This window comes from Bacillus sp. Je.9.29.b (assembly GCF_051129925.1).
Taxonomy (GTDB): Bacteria; Bacillota; Bacilli; order Bacillales; family Bacillaceae; genus Bacillus; species Bacillus safensis.
This window is the reverse complement of record NZ_JBCPSO010000002.1, coordinates 164,650-183,878: the sequence shown is the minus strand read 5'-3', so window position 1 is coordinate 183,878 and position 19,229 is coordinate 164,650. Positions and strand designations below refer to the sequence as shown.

At 41.9% G+C, this 19,229-nt stretch carries 18 protein-coding genes; 1 reads left to right on the top strand and 17 read right to left on the bottom strand.

The window, feature by feature from the left end:
* Positions 1-18: 18 nt before the first annotated feature.
* From dnaI to AAZR19_RS04105, 16 genes are all read right to left on the bottom strand, one after another.
* Entirely contained in the window at positions 19-948 is a 930-nt protein-coding gene (dnaI, locus tag AAZR19_RS04180; RefSeq protein ID WP_125587151.1) for a primosomal protein DnaI, read from the bottom strand.
* Positions 949-964: 16 nt separating this feature from the next.
* Positions 965-2,389, bottom strand: a complete 1,425-nt coding sequence (locus AAZR19_RS04175; RefSeq protein WP_163114947.1) for a replication initiation and membrane attachment family protein — start codon at positions 2,387-2,389, stop codon at positions 965-967.
* Positions 2,390-2,490: 101 nt separating this feature from the next.
* Positions 2,491-2,949: a transcriptional regulator NrdR gene (gene nrdR / locus AAZR19_RS04170; protein ID WP_003216720.1), complete on the bottom strand. Its 459-nt coding sequence runs from the start codon at positions 2,947-2,949 to the stop codon at positions 2,491-2,493.
* A gap of 4 nt (positions 2,950-2,953) precedes the next feature.
* Positions 2,954-3,340 carry a cytosolic protein gene (locus tag AAZR19_RS04165; protein WP_076840308.1) on the bottom strand — a complete coding sequence of 129 codons (387 nt, stop codon included), beginning with the start codon at positions 3,338-3,340 and terminating at the stop codon, positions 2,954-2,956.
* A gap of 183 nt (positions 3,341-3,523) precedes the next feature.
* On the bottom strand, positions 3,524-3,904 hold the full coding sequence (speD, locus tag AAZR19_RS04160; RefSeq protein ID WP_003216492.1) for an adenosylmethionine decarboxylase: 381 nt from the start codon (positions 3,902-3,904) through the stop codon (positions 3,524-3,526).
* Positions 3,905-4,139: 235 nt separating this feature from the next.
* Entirely contained in the window at positions 4,140-5,162 is a 1,023-nt protein-coding gene (locus tag AAZR19_RS04155) for a glyceraldehyde-3-phosphate dehydrogenase (protein ID WP_024425707.1), read from the bottom strand.
* A gap of 172 nt (positions 5,163-5,334) precedes the next feature.
* Positions 5,335-5,940 (bottom strand): dephospho-CoA kinase, encoded by a 606-nt coding sequence (gene coaE, locus AAZR19_RS04150; RefSeq protein WP_041107206.1) that lies wholly within the window; start codon positions 5,938-5,940, stop codon positions 5,335-5,337.
* A 13-nt stretch (positions 5,941-5,953) separates the two neighbouring features.
* The gene (ytaF, locus tag AAZR19_RS04145; protein WP_034279660.1) at positions 5,954-6,586 is read right to left on the bottom strand and encodes a sporulation membrane protein YtaF; all 633 of its coding nucleotides are present in this window, start codon (positions 6,584-6,586) and stop codon (positions 5,954-5,956) included.
* 174 nt (positions 6,587-6,760) lie between these two features.
* A complete protein-coding gene (gene mutM / locus AAZR19_RS04140; protein ID WP_076840307.1) occupies positions 6,761-7,594 on the bottom strand; it encodes a DNA-formamidopyrimidine glycosylase in 834 nt (277 codons plus the stop codon).
* 26 nt (positions 7,595-7,620) lie between these two features.
* On the bottom strand, positions 7,621-10,260 hold the full coding sequence (gene polA, locus AAZR19_RS04135) for a DNA polymerase I (protein WP_434702387.1): 2,640 nt from the start codon (positions 10,258-10,260) through the stop codon (positions 7,621-7,623).
* Positions 10,261-10,515: 255 nt separating this feature from the next.
* Positions 10,516-12,258 (bottom strand): two-component system histidine kinase PnpS, encoded by a 1,743-nt coding sequence (gene pnpS / locus AAZR19_RS04130; protein ID WP_024424787.1) that lies wholly within the window; start codon positions 12,256-12,258, stop codon positions 10,516-10,518.
* A complete protein-coding gene (locus AAZR19_RS04125) occupies positions 12,251-12,979 on the bottom strand; it encodes a response regulator transcription factor (protein ID WP_024426141.1) in 729 nt (242 codons plus the stop codon). The genes pnpS and AAZR19_RS04125 overlap by 8 nt, the downstream gene beginning before the upstream one ends.
* Before the next feature lie 185 nt (positions 12,980-13,164).
* Positions 13,165-14,103: a malate dehydrogenase gene (gene mdh / locus AAZR19_RS04120; protein ID WP_008356047.1), complete on the bottom strand. Its 939-nt coding sequence runs from the start codon at positions 14,101-14,103 to the stop codon at positions 13,165-13,167.
* 34 nt (positions 14,104-14,137) lie between these two features.
* Positions 14,138-15,409 (bottom strand): NADP-dependent isocitrate dehydrogenase, encoded by a 1,272-nt coding sequence (gene icd / locus AAZR19_RS04115; protein WP_024424789.1) that lies wholly within the window; start codon positions 15,407-15,409, stop codon positions 14,138-14,140.
* 147 nt (positions 15,410-15,556) lie between these two features.
* Positions 15,557-16,675, bottom strand: a complete 1,119-nt coding sequence (gene citZ, locus AAZR19_RS04110; RefSeq protein WP_024424790.1) for a citrate synthase — start codon at positions 16,673-16,675, stop codon at positions 15,557-15,559.
* Between the two features lie 376 nt (positions 16,676-17,051).
* Positions 17,052-17,516, bottom strand: a complete 465-nt coding sequence (locus AAZR19_RS04105) for a DUF441 domain-containing protein (RefSeq protein ID WP_024424791.1) — start codon at positions 17,514-17,516, stop codon at positions 17,052-17,054.
* 100 nt (positions 17,517-17,616) lie between these two features.
* Here AAZR19_RS04105 and ytvI point away from each other — a divergent pair, with 100 nt between their 5' ends.
* Positions 17,617-18,735: a sporulation integral membrane protein YtvI gene (gene ytvI / locus AAZR19_RS04100; protein ID WP_076840305.1), complete on the top strand. Its 1,119-nt coding sequence runs from the start codon at positions 17,617-17,619 to the stop codon at positions 18,733-18,735.
* 26 nt (positions 18,736-18,761) lie between these two features.
* On the opposite strand, the gene AAZR19_RS04095 is transcribed toward ytvI, so the two are convergent.
* The gene (locus tag AAZR19_RS04095) at positions 18,762-19,151 is read right to left on the bottom strand and encodes an FxsA family protein (RefSeq protein WP_024424793.1); all 390 of its coding nucleotides are present in this window, start codon (positions 19,149-19,151) and stop codon (positions 18,762-18,764) included.
* Positions 19,152-19,229: the final 78 nt, after the last annotated feature.

The following is a 19,229-nucleotide window of genomic DNA, read 5'->3' as shown; positions in this document are numbered from 1 at the left end:
TTCAGGTGACATACGCTTTTATAAATGACGGCGGTTTTCTCCTTCGAGCAAGACAGGCTCTGCTAAATAGAGAATCCGTTCCATTAAACGAGCGGCTTTGACCTCTTCTTTTTCCCCCCGCTGTGAGTACGTAAAGTGATGCTTCAGCTCGTTTGGTGAGAAATTAGAAGAGAAAAATGTCGGCAGCTGCTCTGCCATACGGTATTGTAAGATTGTACCGAGCAGTTCATCCCGCACCCAGCTTGTCATCGATTCTGCCCCAATATCATCAAGCATTAAAATAGGAGTGGATTTAACCATATTCAGCTTTTCTTCTAGCGTATGATCAGCTAATGAATTTTTTAACTCTCTCACAAATTCAGGCACGTAAACAAGGAGAGATGGGTATTCTTTCTCCGCTAGCTGCTGCGCAATAGCTGCTAGTATATACGTTTTTCCTACTCCAAACTTTCCGTGTAAATACAAGCCTTTTCCTTTTCCAGTCTCATCATAGCTTTGGAGGAATTGACCTACTTTTTGGATGACCTCTTGTCTTCCCACAACGTTCAGATCAGCGAACGTCGCTTGAAGGACATTTTGCGGAATATACATGCTTTTCATCAGCTCTTGCTGTTTTTTCTGTCTATCGAGCCGGAGCTTGACTGGGCAAGGGGAATATTCAATATCAATACTCTGACCTTTGATCACAAGCTTCGGGTGATACCCATCTAAAATGGCATTGACGTTTTCGTCATCTAAGCAGTAAGAGCAGCCCTTCGACTGCTGCACATATTCAAAGAGCCGGTTCAAACTGCGATTGATCATGTCTTCATGTATCTCTTCTTGATGCTTCTGTAAAAAGACCTTCACATCTTCATCAGACAACACACTTTCTTTAATCTGATTGTATCTCACGCGAAAATCTACTCGTCCTTTTAGCTGTTCAAATGAACGACCGATCGGTTTCATCCCATCTCACCTCACCTTAATGTGCATTGTACTTTTTCATATTTTTAAACTGATCTAACAGTTTTTCTTTTTCTCGTTCAAGGTCTTCTGTAGACAGATTGTGCGTTTGCTCTTTTGCTGGCTGTTCTTTTGTTTCGGTTTCTTTCATCCAGTCAGGCAGTTTCTCTTCCCGGACGACTTTTCCTGAACCATATGGGCTGCGCTGCTTTTTCTGCTGCGCCCACTCTGTCATTTGTCTGTTCTCTTCTTTGGCAATTTTCATGGCCGCAGCAACGGTTTTGATTTTCTTTCTCACCCAATGAGCGGCGATTTTTTGCATATATGTTTTCGACAGCTTCATATCTGTTTTGAGTAATGTATAGTAGATGAGAACATTCATGACACCTGGCTCTAGCTGCTGCTCGAGCATGATATCTTCGACAATTCTTAAGTCGGCATACGTTGGCTCAATGCCATCTGCCATGTCTTTTAGCAGCTCCCTAGGCGAAATATGATCCAGCTTTTCAATCAATTTTGCATCTGGAGTATCTGCCGCTGGCGTCTTTGAAGCATCTTGGCGCAAGTGTCTTGGCTGTTTTTGATCAATCAGTTTTGGCTGTTCGCCTCTGTATTCAATTTGGTACCAGTCTCTTGCTGCTTTTCTCAGCTCTTCTGTTGAGATCATTTGATCCGAACCGCATGCACCTGCTACAATATTTTGCATTTGAAGCGGGGTGATGCCGTATACAACAGCTAACTTCTTAATTGTTTCTTTTACCTGCTTTGTCAAAGCCTTTCTTGGAATCATCATGTCAGACATACCCGCTAATAATAGATCGAAATCAAAGGATTCGTCCGAGAGCGGTGCCGGCTGACTCGATCCAACGGTCACATATTCATAGCCTTGATCAAGCGATGACGCCTGATGAATTTCTTCTGTCATCTTGCGCTCGCCTGGCTGCAATACGTGAAACACTTCTTCGAACGACCGTGAAATATTCTTTGCTTCTGCAGGAACACCCGGATAAGAGAAATAATCGCGAAGCTGCATATATTTTGCTTTCTCTACACGATGGTACAGCAGAACATTCAGCATACCATCTTGGAAAAATTCATCTGGTCTTAGCGGTGGTACAAGCTCATATGTAAACAGTCTGCCTTCTTCCGTTTCCTGTTCATATGTGCGGAGTAAGCCGATCGCTTCAAGCTTTAAACGTTCCTCAAAAATATCATTTAAATTCGTTTGCAGCATGACCATGAGCTGCCGATGAGGTGCAGGTTTCCCCCACATACGATTTTGTTCCAGCTCTCCCCACAGCGTCATGTATAAGCTGAAAGCGGACATGCCAATAAGCGGCTGATATAAAAGAGTGATGAGCTGTCTATCGATGTCACCGAGCAATGAAGCGCTTTTGACGACATACGGATCGACGGCTAGCACTTCCTTCCAATGCTCTGTCATATGCTGATCCTCCCCATGAATTGCGATTGTTTCCATTGTACACTCTTTTTGCGTTTTACGCTTTACGCAGGAAAAAGAGCATGAAGAATCTCCAGCTCTTTTTAGCGTTCTTTCTTTAATAGATCTTTTAATTCATCAATAAAGACATTGATGTCTTTAAACTGCCGGTAAACCGAGGCAAACCTGACGTAAGACACTTCATCAATTTTCGCCAGCTCGTCCATGACCATTTCACCTACAAGCTCGCTTTTCACTTCTGACATGCCTTGATTGCGCAGTTCTTTTTCAATATTAAAGCAGACATCCTCCAGCTGCTTTAAAGCGACAGGACGCTTTTCACACGCTTTGATGAGTCCTCTCAGCATTTTTTCGCGGCTGAATTCTTCTCGAATCCCTTCTTTTTTCACCACAATCAGCGGTAATTCTTCTAATTTTTCAAACGTCGTAAAGCGATATTGGCAGCTTTCGCACTCTCTTCTACGACGGATGGATTTCCCTTCATCTACTGGTCTTGAATCAAGCACCCTTGTGCCAAGGTGCTGACATGTGGGACATTTCATTTCATCAGCTCCGATCTATTCTTGGAAGTTGTTTGTCTAGTTCATCATAAAGGGACAGAACGGTCTTTTGACTATAGCCGAAATCTGTTGGCAGGGCCGTTTCTGTTGTTACATTAAAATCGACAGCTGTTTCAAAAGGACGAATTGAAATGACAGTCGCCACGAGAAAGGCTTTTTTCGGCAATCGTATGTTTGCGCTGATTTCACCTCGTTCTGCTGAAACAGATGTCACTTGATAGGAATCGCTTCGGGAAAGCATAGCTTCCAACGCTTGAAAAACTTGTGCATTCGTCGATTTGTAGTAATGGCTTTTCAGTTCTAACACTGGATGCTCGTCAGATGTTTCTGTATGGTTTGACATGAACCGTTTAAACTTTTGCCTTAAAGTCATACACGTATCCCCTTTGCCATAATGCCTCTTTCTTTATTTTATAAAAAAAACCTTTGTTTTCCTAGAACAAAAGTATAGGCAAGCTGGGGAATGTTGGATTTTTTATTAAATAAATATAAAAAGGAGCATAACACAAAGGCATTCAATGCTTTTGGCCAGCTCCCATTGCAATCTTTTTTATGTTTACAGTGCTTTGGCTTGTGCCTGTTTCACTTGTACAGGTCCCATGCCTCGAGGAATTTCGATGTTTTCTCTTGTTTCAGCACCTAATTCATCTCCGATATGATCTGCTGCAATATTCGGATCTAGGTCGCCGCAAGTATAAACATCTATGCTCGCATAACCATGTTCAGGAAAGCTGTGAATTGTCAGATGAGATTCAGAAATAATGACAACTCCACTTACTCCTTGAGGTGCAAATTTGTGAAAAGCAACCTCTCTTACCTCAGCTCCTGATTTCAAAGCTGCATTTACAAACGTTTTTTCAATAAAATCCATGTCGTTCAGTTTATCACAGTCGCATCCCCATAGCTCGGAGATAACGTGACGTCCGATTGTTTCCATCATGGACCCCCCTTTAAACAAGAATGAAAGAGTGAAGTTCTAAGCAGCCGGACCGGACATATACCACGGGGGAAAGTTAGTCCTAAGAGGTCCTAACCCTTTAAGTATACCCGAATGAGTCTGCGAACAAGAAGTTCACGAAAAATAGTATACTTTGTTTAGACCCATTTTGCAAGCTGTGTTTTTAGTGGGATTTTCTCTCATTTCTTGAAAAGGGACGATCGTCTTCTTCATTTCAAACAGCAGACAGCTCTTTCATCTGTGCGCCGACAAACTTCACAAGATCAACCACTCGGCATGAATAGCCCCATTCATTGTCATACCATGCAAGAACTTTCACTTTTCTCCCTTCCATTACCATCGTTGTCAGTCCATCAACGACTGCTGAATAAGGGTTTGTGTTAAAGTCCGTAGAGACAAGCGGCTCATCTGTGTAATCTAAAATACCGGCAAGAGATGTTTTAGATGCATTCGAGAAGGCTGCATTGACTTCTTCTGCTGTCACATCTTTTTTCAAGTCAACGACAAGATCAACCATCGACACATTGGAAACTGGTACGCGGAGTGCAAGTCCGTGCAATTTTCCTTTCATGTGCGGAAGCACTAAAGAAAGCGCTTTAGCGGCACCCGTCGTAGTTGGAATAATGGACTGAGCACATGCTCTCGCCCGGCGCAGATCCTTATGCGGGTTATCGATATTTTTTTGATCATTTGTATAAGCATGAACCGTTGTCATTAAACCATTGTCGATGCCAAATTCATCATCTAACAGTTTCACAACTGGTGCTAAACAGTTTGTTGTACAAGATGCGTTTGAAATAATGACGTGCTTTTCAGGATCAAGATCATCCTCATTGACACCCATTACAATCGTAATGTCTTCATTTTTACCTGGAGCTGTTAGAACGACTTTTTTCGCTCCAGCATCTATATGGCCCATCGCTTGATCTTTTGAATTAAATTTACCTGTTGCTTCAATGACGATATCAATCCCAAGCTCTCCCCATGGAAGCTGCTTTGGGTCTCTATTATTAAGCAAAAGAACTCTTTTGCCATTCACAATCAAGGCGTCATCTTCTGCTGTCACATCACATTCGTAACGTCCATGATTTGTATCATATTTAATTAAATGTGCTAGCGTTTCGGCAGGATAGCTTGCGTTCACCGCTACAATTTGAATTTGATCATCAAGCATTGCTTTTCTGAAGACCATGCGTCCAATTCTGCCAAACCCATTGATCGCTGCTTTTACCTTCATGAACAGGTCACTCCTCTATTATGTGTTATACTCAATAAATTTATTTATGAAATTAGTATATCACATTAGAATGTAATTGCCAGTATATAAACGTATATTTTCTAAAAAGGGCTGTTCTTTTCAAAGGAAATCAGAATAAAGCATAAAAAAAGAAGAGTACGTGTATGTACTCTTACTCATCTGTATGTTCCCATTCATTTAATATGTTCTGCAATTGCCTTCTAATAAATGCGAGATCTTGTGTGTTCTCTATCACGCGGTCTGCTTTTTTACATTTCTCCTCAAGAGGCTGCTGAGAGTGAATACGATTCAGCGCTTCTTCCTCGCTGAGGTCATTTCGATTCATGAGCCGTGACAGCTGCAATTCGGGCGTTGTATACACCACAATGATGCGGTCGACGAGACTTTCCAGCTGACTTTCAAATAAAAGCGGGATATCGAGGACGACGAAGGTTTCCTTCTGACTAACCCCTTCATCTCTCTGTTTGAGCATTTCTTTTCTCACTTCAGGATGAACAATCGCATTCAACTGCTTTCTTTTCTCTTCGTCAGAAAAAATGATGGCTCCAAGCTGCTGCCGGTTCAGCTCCCCATTTGGCAGGAGAACATCCTCGCCAAAGGTTTGAACGATTTGATGAAGGGCTGGTGTTCCTTTGGCAACCGCTTCTTTTGCAATGACATCTGCGTCCACGACGCGGATACCTTGCTCTTTTATCATTTGCGAGACGGTGCTTTTTCCACTAGCAATCCCACCTGTTAATCCAATGACAAGCGTCAATTGATTTCCTCCTTTACAGCTTCCACACCCCAATTAAAATGAGCAGAAGCCCTGGTAAGCATGCAAGTTTATCGATCCAGCGCCAATTTGCCAAGTAATGACCAGAACGGAGCCCAATACACACAAAGAGTGAGCTCATCACGGCCACAGTGATACTCATGACAATTGGAGAAAAGCCTAGAATCGCAGCGCCAATCCCTGCGCCAAATGCATCAATGGATAAAGCAATCCCAAGAAGCACCGCTTCTATTCCATTGATCGTCCCAGAACGGTCAATATCTGCACTTGTCGGCTTTCGCAAAATTTGAATGACAAGACCAAGCGATTGCACTTCCACATTAAGCAATGTCTTTTCATGAAGAAGCAAATCACGCTCTTTCGCTGGTTTGTAAAATTGATAAAGAACCCAAAGTCCAATGGCGATCAAAATGCCTCCACCAAGTTTATCTGTCACTGAGACAGGGAGGAATGTCGTCAGCAGGCTGCCAATCAGCATGGAAATGAGCAGCACAATCCCTGAACAGCATGCAATAATGACAATCGCTTTAAATGGAATCTTCATTTTACGAAGTCCATACGTAAAGCCTACAGAAAAGCTGTCAATACTGACTGCAATAGCTAAAAACAGGAGCGAAATCGAAATCATACCTGAACTCTTCCTTTCTGTTCATGCAACGATGATCAAGAGTCTCTAGGCGTCCTTAGACTCTTCTTCACTATATGAAGAGCAGGTGGGCTGTGTGTCAGTCTACACCTTGCTGAAAAATGAATGCTTTTTATCGTATGCACAGCAAAAAGGAAGCATGCTGATGGCTGATTTTTATTGAGGACGTTTTTGGCAGGTCACACAAAAATGAGTGCCGCGTCCTCCGACTACTGTTTTCTCAATGATGCTTCCGCATGTTTGACAAGGCTCTCCCCGCCGGTCATACACAAGAAGCTGCAGCTGAAATGTTCCAATATCACCTTGTGAATTGATATATGAGCGAATCGTGCTTCCTCCTGCATCTACCGCCACTTGAAGTGTATCGATAATATGCCTGTGAAGCACTTTACAGGATTCAAGACTGAGCTGATTCGCTTTTGTTTCTGGATGAATGCCCGCTTTAAACAAAACCTCATCTACATAAATATTACCTAGTCCCACGACAATCTTTTGATCAAGCAGCGCTGTTTTGACCACACGGGATGTTTTTTTCAATTGCTCCCATAAAAATTCCGGAGTGAATTGATCATCAAAAGGCTCATATCCCAGCTGTGAAAGCGGGAGTTCCTTTTCTTCTTCACCCGGCTGAAATAAATGCATCGTGCCAAATTTACGTACATCATGGTACCGAAGCTCAGTACCGTCTGTAAACGTAAAGACGACGTGAACATGTTTATCGTATGGCTCATGCGCTTCATGTACACGGTATTTTCCTTCCATCCTTAAATGGGAGACCATCACGTAGTGGTCTAAATGAAAGAGCAGGAACTTTCCTCTTCTTTCAATGGTTTGTATCGTTTCTCCTACCATCCTTCTTGCGAACTCTTCCGGCTCCCCAGGACGTTTGATGATATTTGGCCATTTGATATCGACCGTTTCAATCGTTTTTCCTTCGACTAACCGCTTGAGTGTGCGCCGGACGGTTTCAACTTCTGGTAATTCCGGCATGCTCCTCGCTCCTTTTTCTCTCTCTATTATTTTGCGTCGTACCAAGATGGCCCTGAAGCAAAATCAACTTTTAGCGGCACATCTAGCTGAAGTGCATTTTCCATGACTTCAGGGACAATTTTTTCAAGTATGGCAATTTCTTCTTTCGGTGCTTCGAAGATCAGTTCATCGTGCACCTGTAATAAAAGATTTGCCTGCAAGTTTTGTTCTTTTAACTTTCGCGCCATATCAATCATAGCTTTTTTAATAATATCAGCTGCACTTCCTTGGATCGGTGTGTTCATAGCTGTTCGTTCGGCAAAGCTTTTGATATTAAAATTACGGCTTGTGATATCCGGGATATACCTTCTGCGTTTGAGAAGCGTCGTGACATATCCTTTTTGTTTCGCTTCCTGCACGATTTCTTCCATATAGGTTTTCACGCCTTTAAAGCTTGTTAAATAGCGTTCGATAAAGGCAGCTGCTTCTTTTCTTGTGATCCCAAGGTTTTGAGATAACCCATAATCACTGATCCCATATACAATACCAAAGTTGACAGCTTTGGCTTGTCTTCTCATAGAGGAAGTCACTTCTTCTTCTGAGACATGGAACACGTCCATCGCTGTCTTCGTGTGAATATCCATATCTTGCGTAAACGCTTCGATCAAATTCTCATCCTGAGAAATATGAGCGAGTACACGCAGCTCAATTTGAGAATAGTCAGCAGCAAACATGAGCCAGCCTTCTTTTGAAGGGACGAATGCTTGACGAATCTTTCGTCCTTCCTCTAAACGAATCGGGATATTTTGCAGATTGGGATCTGTTGAGCTTAGTCTTCCTGTTTGCGTGAGCGCTTGATTAAATCGTGTATGCACTTTATGGGTATCCTTGCGCGTTACTTTCATTAAGCCTTCCACATAGGTCGATTGGAGCTTTCCAATTTGGCGGTAATGCAGAATGGACCGAATGATCTCGTGCTTATCTTCAAGCTTTTCAAGAACATCCGCAGATGTCGAGTAGCCCGTCTTTGTCTTTTTAATAACCGGCAGGCCTAATTTTTCAAAAAGAATCACGCCAAGCTGTTTAGGAGAATTGATGTTAAACGTTTCACCTGCTAAGCGGTGAATGGTTTCTTCATATTCTTTCAGCTTTTTCGTTAACTCTTCACCCATCTTCTCTAGGCGCTCAATATCTACCTTTACGCCAAGGGATTCCATTTCACCTAAGATGAGGGCAAGCGGCAGCTCTAAGTCTTCATATAGTTCATGTTGATCATTTTTTTCTAGCGCTTCAAGTGTTAAATCATGCAGAGCAGAGATCGCCGCTGCTTTTCGCCCAAGATGTTCCTTCAGTTCATCTTCAGGTGGAATCGCCTGCTTTGCTCCTTTTCCGTACACTTTTTCATCAGAAAGAGCGATGTTGAGACCGTATTCCTTTGCCACACTTGCGACGTCCTCATACGATTTCTGAGGGTTGACGACATAGGAAGCAAGCAGAACATCGTTATCGACACCTTTTAGATCGACATCATGCCATCTGAGGGCGACAACGGCTCTTTTTGAATCAAAGACCCATTTCTTCTTCGTTTCATCCTGTACCCATTGTTTAAATGCATCTGATTGAAGCACATCTTCTTTCGTGATAAAAAACGCACCATTTTCATTATGGATCGCAAAACCAATCAAATCTGCTTCATGATAATTATCTCCAAGCTGTTCTACCACAAGGGCGGCATGATCTGTCAGCATCTCATCCGTTACTTCGGTCATTTTTTTCACTTCTAATGCTTCTACTTCGACCTGTTCACCTGTTTCTGGTGCTTCTCCTAGACGTTCTAGCAGCGTTTGAAAGCCTAGTTCTTTATAAAGAGAGATCACTTGATCCATATGAGGACCTTCATATGCGAGATCCTTGCTTGATACATCAATTGGCGCTTCTACAAGAATCGTTGCGAGTTTTTTACTCATCACTGCCTGCTCTTTATATTCTTCAAGCTTTACTTTGAGTTTTTTCCCGCTGACTTCGTCAATATGTTCAAGCAGGTTTTCAACCGTTTCAAACTGCTTTAACAATTTAATCGCTGTTTTTTCACCTACACCTGGCACCCCTGGGATATTATCTGAGGAATCTCCCATCAAACCTTTCATATCGATGATTTGATCTGGGCGCAGGCCATATTTCTCTTCAATATGAGCCGGTGTGTAATATTCAACTTCTGTAATGCCTTTTTTCGTAATTGCTACCGTCGTATGGTCTGTTGAAAGCTGCGTTAAGTCCTTATCTCCTGAGAAAATTTTGACTTCAAAGCCGTCTTTTTCTGCCTCCACAGCCAATGTCCCGATAATATCGTCTGCCTCGTATTGAGGAAGCTCGTACCTTTTCACCTGATAGGCATCTAATAGTTCACGGATAAATGGCATTTGTTCTGATAGCTCTGGCGGCGTTTTTTGTCTTCCGCCTTTATATTCTTTAAATGTCTCGTGGCGGAACGTTGTTTTTCCCGCATCAAATGCGACAAGCATATGGGTTGGCTTCTCGTCCTCGAGCATCTTCATTAAGATCATCGCAAATCCATAAATGGCATTTGTATGGACGCCTTTATCATTTGATAATAGCGGCAAAGCAAAAAAGGCTCGATAAGCGAGACTGTTTCCATCCACTAGTACTAATTTCTTTTTGTCTGTCATGTTTTAATCCTCCATCGGCTGAGCCATTTCAGCCGTCTCTTTCACACATTGTATCATCATTTTATCAAAGTTTATTTTGAAAAGAAAATAGTCGAACCTGCATAAAAAAAGGGACGAAAACAACAAGTGTTTTCGTCCTTACAAAATTGGCTCCTTGGATGAAGGGGTTCCTATTCATCCTACCAATGATTGTTTAACTAAACATGAATTCATTGTAAAGATCATGTAAATTTTAACGTGACTTTCCTTTTTTCCCTATTTTGATTTCAGGCTCACTGTAAAAGTCGTTCCTTTACCTTGTTTGCTATGGACCGAAATCGTCCCTTCATGCGCCTCCACAAGGTGTTTGACAATGGCAAGACCAAGTCCTGTACCGCCTGAATTTCTACTTCTATCTTTATCAATTCGATAAAATCTCTCAAATATTCTTGGAATCTCGCTTTTCTTCATGCCGATTCCTGTATCTGCTACATCAAATTCATAGGCGCCTTTCCGCGGTCTTGCTGAGATGGTGACACTCCCTCCCTCTGGTGTATAGGTAAGGGCATTGTTCACGAGATTGAGGAAGATTTGCTTTAACCTCAGCGGATCTGCCATCACATAGACAGGCTCTTTCGGGATTCGCACTTGTAATTGAATGCCTTTTTCTGCGGCCTTTTGTTTTAAAAGGACTTCAATCTCTTGAATGATTTCTGTCGCATTGGCGTCTTGAATATTCAGCTTGAAATGCTGCTGCTCGATTTTGGAAAGATCGAGTAAATCTTGAATGAGAGTTTCGAGACGGACACTCTCTTTTAGAATGATGGAAAGGAATTGTGTCAGCGCTTCTTTGTCATCAATCGCTCCATCAAGAAGAGTTTCGGAGAATCCTTTAATCGACGTAATCGGTGTCTTTAATTCGTGAGACACATTGGCGACAAAATCTTTTCGCATCTGCTCCAGCTGCTTTGTTTCTGTCACGTCATGAAATACAAGGACAATTCCTTTCCATTCATCGTCTGTACTTAAAATGGGAACACCATCCACCTGGAAGTAGCGCCGTTCAATGTCAACGGCGAGGCGTAAAAACTTCCGCACCTTCGTTTCTGTCATGAAAATTTCGTCAATCAGCTCAATAATTTCTTCATGAGTAAATGCTTCATGATACAGCTTGTGCATGTAAATGTGCTTTTGCACCTTAAACTGCTTGCGGAAAGTTCGATTGACTAGGTTAATATATCCCATCTTATCAATCAAAATAATTCCTGCACCGATGTTTTCAATGACTGTTTGCAGACGGTCCCGCTGCATTTCCCCAGTGCTGGTCATTTCTTGAAGGCTTTCTGCCAGGCGCTTCATTGATGTATTAAGCTCACTTGTTTCGATGATGAGCTCTTCATAATGATTGGTATCATAGTTCCCGCGTTCCAGCTGTTTGGCTACCTTTGTGGCATAATCTATCGGTTTTACATATTTCATCGACATGCGGTATCCAAAGAAAACGATAATAATAATCGCCGAGCCAAGACAAACGGCTAATGCGAGCCAAAGCTGGCCGTCAATTTCATTTAAAGGCTGGAATGACGCATGGAGAAATAAATAGCCCACTGGTTTGTTTTGTTTCAGGATAGGGACTGCGTAATGAAACAGCGCATCCTTCTCATCCTCAATGACGACGCCTTTTGTTTGAAGGCGTTCATTGTTCAGTGTGTTTTGAATGATGCCCCTTTGCTCCGCTTGACCCGTTGTATGTATGATATTCCCCTTCAGGTCCACAATTGACGCATTCATATCGAGATGCTGCTTTGCCTGATTGAGGATCTCCTTGTTTTGCTTCGCCTGCAGATCATCACCATCCATGGAAGAAAGAAGAAAGCTCGATTCATTTTCCATTCGTTCCGTTAATTTTGTTTCATAAAAAACATGGAACATGTGATCCAAAAAAAGGCCAAGTGCAACAAACACAATAAAAAGGAGAAAAATAAGGCCCGAAAACAGACGGGTTCTAATTTTACTCATTTGGCTTTGGCTCCTCCAATTTGTAGCCTAAGCCGCGAATGGTTTTAATGTATGTTGGTTTTTTCGTATTCTTTTCAATTTTGTCCCGCAAGTGGCTGATATGTACATCCACAATACGAGTATCACCCGCAAAGTCATAATTCCAAACGGCACTTAGCAGCAGATCACGTGTGAGGACACGTCCTTTATGCTTGGCCAAATAAAGCAGCAGTTCGAATTCCTTCGGCGTAAGCTCTAGGCGTTCTTCTTGGAAGTAGACTTCATAGTGTTCTGGTAAAATGCGCAGTTCACCAATTTTGATTTGGTCTGCAATGACCTCTTCCTTCTCCTCTTGCGCGGGGACAGGCTGAGATTGCTGCGCTCTTCTCAAGATGGCTTTTACCCGAGCACCCACTTCTCTAGGACTGAATGGCTTTGTCATGTAATCATCGGCTCCAAGTTCAAGACCGAGCACCTTATCAAATTCATCGTCCTTTGCTGTCAGCATTAAAATAGGGAACATCATTTTTTGAATTCTCAGTTGTTTGCACACTTCAATGCCGTCCATTTTCGGAAGCATTAAATCTAATACAATGAGATCAGGCTGTTCACTTGCTGCTTTTTCAAGCGCTTCTTCCCCATCTCTTGCTGTGACGACATCATAGCCCGCCCTTTCAAGGTTATAGCTTAGAAGTGTTACAATCGATTCTTCATCATCCACAACTAATATTTTTTTATTCATGTTGTGCCTCCAATTAGTGATTTCCCCTGCATCCGTTTTTTTGTATCTTATGTGAAAAGCGAGAAGTCATGCTTTCTCTTTCATTTTAACGAAAGCTTAACAAGAGGACAATTTAAAATTTCGACAAGATTGGTTTTGTAAACAAAAAGAAGGCCCCTCATAAGAGAAGCCTTCTTTTTTTCATATTAAGACAATACTTTCATGACGTTCTTAACAGATTCAACAGAACGGTCAAGCTGACTTCTTTCTTCTTCTGTCAGCTCAAGCTCAATGATCTGCTCAAGGCCGTTTCCACCTACGATTGTTGGTACACCAAGGTAAATGCCTTCGTAGCCATATTCACCTTCAAGGTATGCAATCGTTGGGATCACGCGGCGCTGATCTTTTAGAATCGCCTCAACCATTTCTACGAGTGAAGCAGCAGGTGCATAATAGGCACTACCGTTACCTAATAGGTTTACGATTTCGCCGCCACCTTTTCTTGTTCTTTCAACAATCGCATCAATACGATCTTTTGGAATCAATGTTTCAAGCGGGATACCGCCTGCATAGGAGTAACGAACAAGCGGAACCATGTCATCGCCATGTCCACCAAGCACAAATCCCGTCACATCTTTGACAGATAGGTTTAATTCTTGAGCAACAAACGTACGGAAGCGTGCTGTATCAAGAATACCCGATTGTCCAATGACTTTTTCTTTTGGTAATCCTGATTCTTTATAAACGGCATATGTCATTGCATCAACAGGGTTTGTTAACACAACAATAATGGCTTCTGGAGAATATTTAACGATTTCGCGTGTCACGCTACGCATGATTTTTTCATTTGTTGACACGAGATCGTCACGGCTCATTCCCGGCTTTCTTGCAATTCCTGCCGTAATGACCACGACATCAGAACCGGCTGTATCTTCGTAGTTAGAAGTGCCTGTAATGTTCGCATCGAAGCCTTGAACAGGGCTTGCTTCCAGCATATCAAGAGCTTTCCCTTTTGTTGGGTTCTCAAGCTGCGGGATATCAACTAATACGACATCCGCTAATTCTTTTTGAGCCGTTAGAAATGCTGTAGTTGCTCCTGTAAAACCTGCTCCGATGACAGATACTTTTTTACGCTTGTTTGCCATTTCCTTTTTCCCCTTTAACTTTAAAGTTTAAGAATCAAGACAAGTTTTTGATGAGCTCGTCAGCAAACTCAGAACATTTCACTTCTGTTGCGCCATCCATTAATCTAGCAAAATCGTATGTGACGACTTTAGATGCAATTGTTTTTTCAACAGATTGAATCACTAGATCAGCTGCTTCCTGCCAGCCAAGGTGCTCAAGTAAAAGCACGCCTGATAGAAGAACAGAAGATGGATTCACTTTATCAAGACCAGCATATTTTGGTGCTGTTCCGTGAGTCGCTTCAAAAATAGCGTGTCCTGTTTCGTAGTTGATGTTCGCACCAGGTGCGATACCAATTCCACCAACTTGTGCTGCAAGTGCATCAGAGATGTAATCTCCATTTAAGTTCATTGTAGCCACAACATCGAACTCAGCTGGACGAGTTAGGATTTGTTGAAGGAAAATATCTGCAATGCTGTCTTTGACAATGATTTTGCCAGCAGCTTCTGCTTCACTTTGCGCTTTGTTTGCCGCATCTTTTCCATCTTGTTCTACAATACGATCATATTGTGCCCATGTAAAGACTTTGTCACCAAACTCTTTTTCAGCCACTTCGTAGCCCCAGTTTTTGAAGGCACCTTCTGTAAATTTCATGATGTTTCCTTTGTGAACAAGCGTCACAGATTTACGGCCTTGGTCAATTGCATATTGGATAGCCGCTCTGACAAGACGGGATGTTCCCTCTTCAGAAACTGGCTTGATTCCGATACCTGACGTTTCTGGGAAACGGATTTTATTTACACCTAATTCGTTTTTCAAGAAGTCAATTAATTTCTTCACTTCGTCTGAACCTTTTGCATACTCGATACCTGCATAGATATCTTCTGTGTTCTCACGGAAGATCACCATATCTGTGTCTTCTGGACGTTTCACAGGAGAAGGTACGCCTTTGAACCAGCGAACAGGACGTAAGCATGTGAATAAATCAAGCTCTTGTCTAAGTGCCACGTTTAATGAACGGATTCCTCCGCCAATTGGTGTTGTTAGTGGTCCTTTAATCGCAATTAAGTATTCACGAATGTCTTCAAGCGTTTGCTCAGGAAGCCACTCTCCAGTTTTATTGTAAGCTTTCTCACCTGCATATACTTCTTTCCAAGTGATTTGCTTTTCACCTTTATATGCTTTTTCTACAGCTGCTTCAAGTACTCTTGATGCTGCTTTCCAAATGTCAGGACCGATTCCGTCCCCTTCGATAAACGGGATAATTGGATTATTTGGTACATTCAATACGCCGCCAGTAACTGTAATTTTTTCGCCTTGTGACAATGATATTACCTCCCAGGTTATGTAGTGAATATTTGAAACTTCTTGGCTTGATGTCTGCAAACAAAGAAGTTTTTCACGTGATTCGTTTTTTGTTGATATGGAGGCTGATTGGCCTTTTGAAATCAGCCCCCGCTTATTCTATAAACATTAGTCTCTTTCACTGATCGGAACAAAGGTTTGAAGATCAGGTCCAATGTAGTCAGCTCTTGGACGGATAAGACGGTTGTTGTCATATTGCTCTAGAATGTGAGCAATCCATCCAGAGAATCGGCTGATCACGAAAATTGGTGTAAACAAGTCATGATCAATCCCAAGACTGTGATATACAGATGCAGAATAAAAATCAACATTTGGTGGAAGATTTTTCTCTGATGTCACGATTTCCTCTGCGCGAACAGACATTTCATACCATTTCGGCTCGCCAGTGAGGTTTGTTAAACGCTGGCTCATTTCTTTTAGATGCTTTGCACGCGGGTCACCTTGACGGTATACGCGGTGGCCAAAGCCCATAATTTTTTCTTTCTTCTCTAGCTTACCATGAATATAGGAATCTACGTTTTCAACTTCGCCAATTTCTGAAAGCATCTTCATCACGCCTTCATTAGCGCCGCCATGAAGCGGTCCCTTCAGCGCACCGATAGCCGCTGTTACACCAGAGTAGATATCTGATAGTGTAGCAACACATACACGTGCTGTAAATGTCGATGCGTTTAATTCATGATCCGCATGTAGAATAAGTGCCTTATCAATGGCTTCAATTTCTACTGGTGACGGCTCTTCGCCATTTAGCATATACAAGAAGTTTGCAGCATAGCTGTATTCTTCTTTTGGCTGTACAGGCTCAAGTCCTTTGCGAATGCGTGAAAACGCAGCGACTAGTCCAGAAATTTTCGCCTGTAAGCGAATCGCCTTTCTGTAATTCGCTTCTTTGTCCATAATCTCTGATTCGTCATCGAGTAAACCTAGTAAAGATACTGCTGTACGAATCGCAGACATTGGATGAACCCCATCGAGCGAATAAGATTTAAAATGCTCAATGATTTCTTGCGGAATCTGAGCATTTTCGTTGAGCTGCTGTTTTAATTCACTCAGCTCCTGCTCATTCGGCAGCTTTAAGTGCCATAACAGGTAGACAATTTCTTCGAATGTAGCTTTTTCAGTTAAATCATCGATATTGTACCCTACATAAGTAAGAGTATCATCAATAATTGAGCTTACGGATGAAGTTGTTGCCACGATACCTTCAAGACCTCTTGTTGCTGTCATGTTCAATCTCCCCTTTTTAAAAAGATTCCCCTTCGTTGCAGAATTCTCACTTTTTGAAAGCGCTATCCAATCCGAATAAGATAGCAGGCTCAGAAAAGAAAATGCTTACATTTACCTATACGGTTAGAGCGCTTTTAGCCTCATATCTCTTGTGTGATCAATGAGTTCAAAATTAAGCCTATTCCCATTATAAACAATAATCAGACATTTGTTAAATGTTTAACTATAATTTTTTTTGATATTTTTTTTTCCAGTCTCCCATATCAGGCATGGAATAAAGGGATTTTGCTTCTTTTAATATATTTAATTATGTTTTTTTGCAAAAGCTCACGCAAGAAAAAATTTAAAAAAGAAAGTGGCAGGAACCACTCTCTTTTCACCCGCTGAAAAATTTCACAGCCTGCATCGCCAAATAAGCAATTCCTGCCCCGATAAGCGGCCCAACAGCCACTCCTTTAAATAAGCTGACTGCCAAAATGGTACCGAACACAAGCGCTGCCGTAATATGCGGATCATTTTCGAGTAGCACAATCCCGTTTTTTGCAATTAATGCTACTAATATACCCGCTCCAAGAGCTATCCAAGCATAGGAAGATTTCATCGCTTCTCCAAGCTGCTTAAATCCAATGTCACCTGTTGCAATCGGGACCAGCACTGCAATGGTAATAACGGTGACTCCCCAATTAATGCCTTTAGATTGGAGAACCGGGAAAATTTTTTGATCCAGGCCAATCAGCTTAATCGCGATCAGCACAGAGACTGCTACAATTAACGAATTGTTTTTTGCAATAAGTGCAATAACGAGTAAAAGTACCAAAAATAAATTTGCTTGAGTAAACATACGCCGCTCCTTTCTTTCTTTTTATTGCGACCTTTTCATATTACTAATCTTTTTGAATAAAATGAAGTATCGGACATGCTTGTTTTTTGGAGGGGATTGTGTGAATCACGCCTATGTGGCCATTTTTTTGCGAAGTTTGATGATGATCAGCATTGCTGTTTTTGCTGTTGTCTTTTTATATCAGTCTTTTCCGTTTTTATATCCTTTTTGGATCGCCCTTATTGTGTCTTGTTTGATTCATCCTGCCGTATGCAAAATCGAAGAGATCACTGGAATGCCGAGAGGATTTGTTGTGGTCATTGTGCTCTTGCTCTTTTTAGTCGCAGCTGCCGGCTTAATGACGCTTTTAGTAGCAGAAATCATTTCAGGAAGTGCTTATTTGGCAAAGGTGCTGCCCCGCCATCTTGATCAAATGATTGGTATTGTGGAGCAATTTTTCACAGACAAGATTCTGCCTTTATATCATGATGTGACGGCCCAATTTAATACGCTTCAAGCAGGTCAAAAGGAATCAATTTTGGGACAAATTCAAGCACTCGGTGATGAAGCGGCCGCAAAAATCGGGACTTTTCTTTCTAAAACACTCGAGCTTATTCCGGCTTTTTTGGGTCTTTTGCCTGATGCAGCAGCCACTCTGTTATTTTCTGCTCTGGCAACTTTTTTTATCACGAAAGATTGGTTTACGTTAAAAACATATGGCTCACGTATCTTTCCCGCAAAATGGATGCAGCATACACGTGCCATTTTATCTGAAATCAAAAAAGCCATTACCGGCTTTATGAAAGCCCAGCTCCTGCTTGTGGCCATGACGATTGGTATTGTATTGATTGGACTCATCATTTTAAAAGTTGAGCATGCCCTTGTGATTGCTTTATGTATCGGGCTCGTCGATTTACTTCCATATATCGGGAGCGGCACTGTTTTTCTACCGTGGATCATTTATTCTGCTATGACAGGAAATCTTTCCCTCGCCATTGGACTGGGCATTTTGTATATTGTCGTCCTCATTCAAAGACAAATATCAGAGCCAAAAGTCTTAAGCAAATCCATCGGACTTAATCCTTTAGCAACGCTTGTTGCGCTATTTGTCGGGTTAAAATGGTTTGGTTTTCTTGGACTTGTGATTGGCCCTGCTTCCCTTGTCGTGTGGCAGGCGTTCCGTAATGCAGGAGTTTTCAGAGATATTTATGAGTACATTCGGTATGGCATGCAAAAATAAAAGAGACCTTCAGCCTGAAGGTCTCTTTAACGAATGATCGTGTAGCGGTTACGATTAGACATGTTTCTAAGCCAGCGTTCAAAGAGCGGCTTGATTCCCTTTCTCGTCACCGGAATGAGCAGCAAAGCCCCAATGAGATCCGATAAGAAGCCTGGAATGAGCAGCAGCAGACCGCCGATTAGAATGCAAAAACCATCGACAATCGCTCCCCCTGGCATCTTGCCATATTGTAAATCTCGCTGCACTTTTTGGAAGGCTTCTATACCTTGTTTTCTTGCAAAATAAGCACCTAAGGCACTTGTCAGCACGATGAGCAGCATGGTTGGCAAAATGCCAATGATTTTACTTGAGATTAAAAATAAACTAATTTCCACCGCAGGGAACAGAATTAATAATAGTAGAAAATATTTCTTCAACCATATCACCTCATGGGGTATCTTTCATCGAAAGCTGTTTACTTTTTTTAGTGTAACATAAAAAAAGAGAGGAGTCAG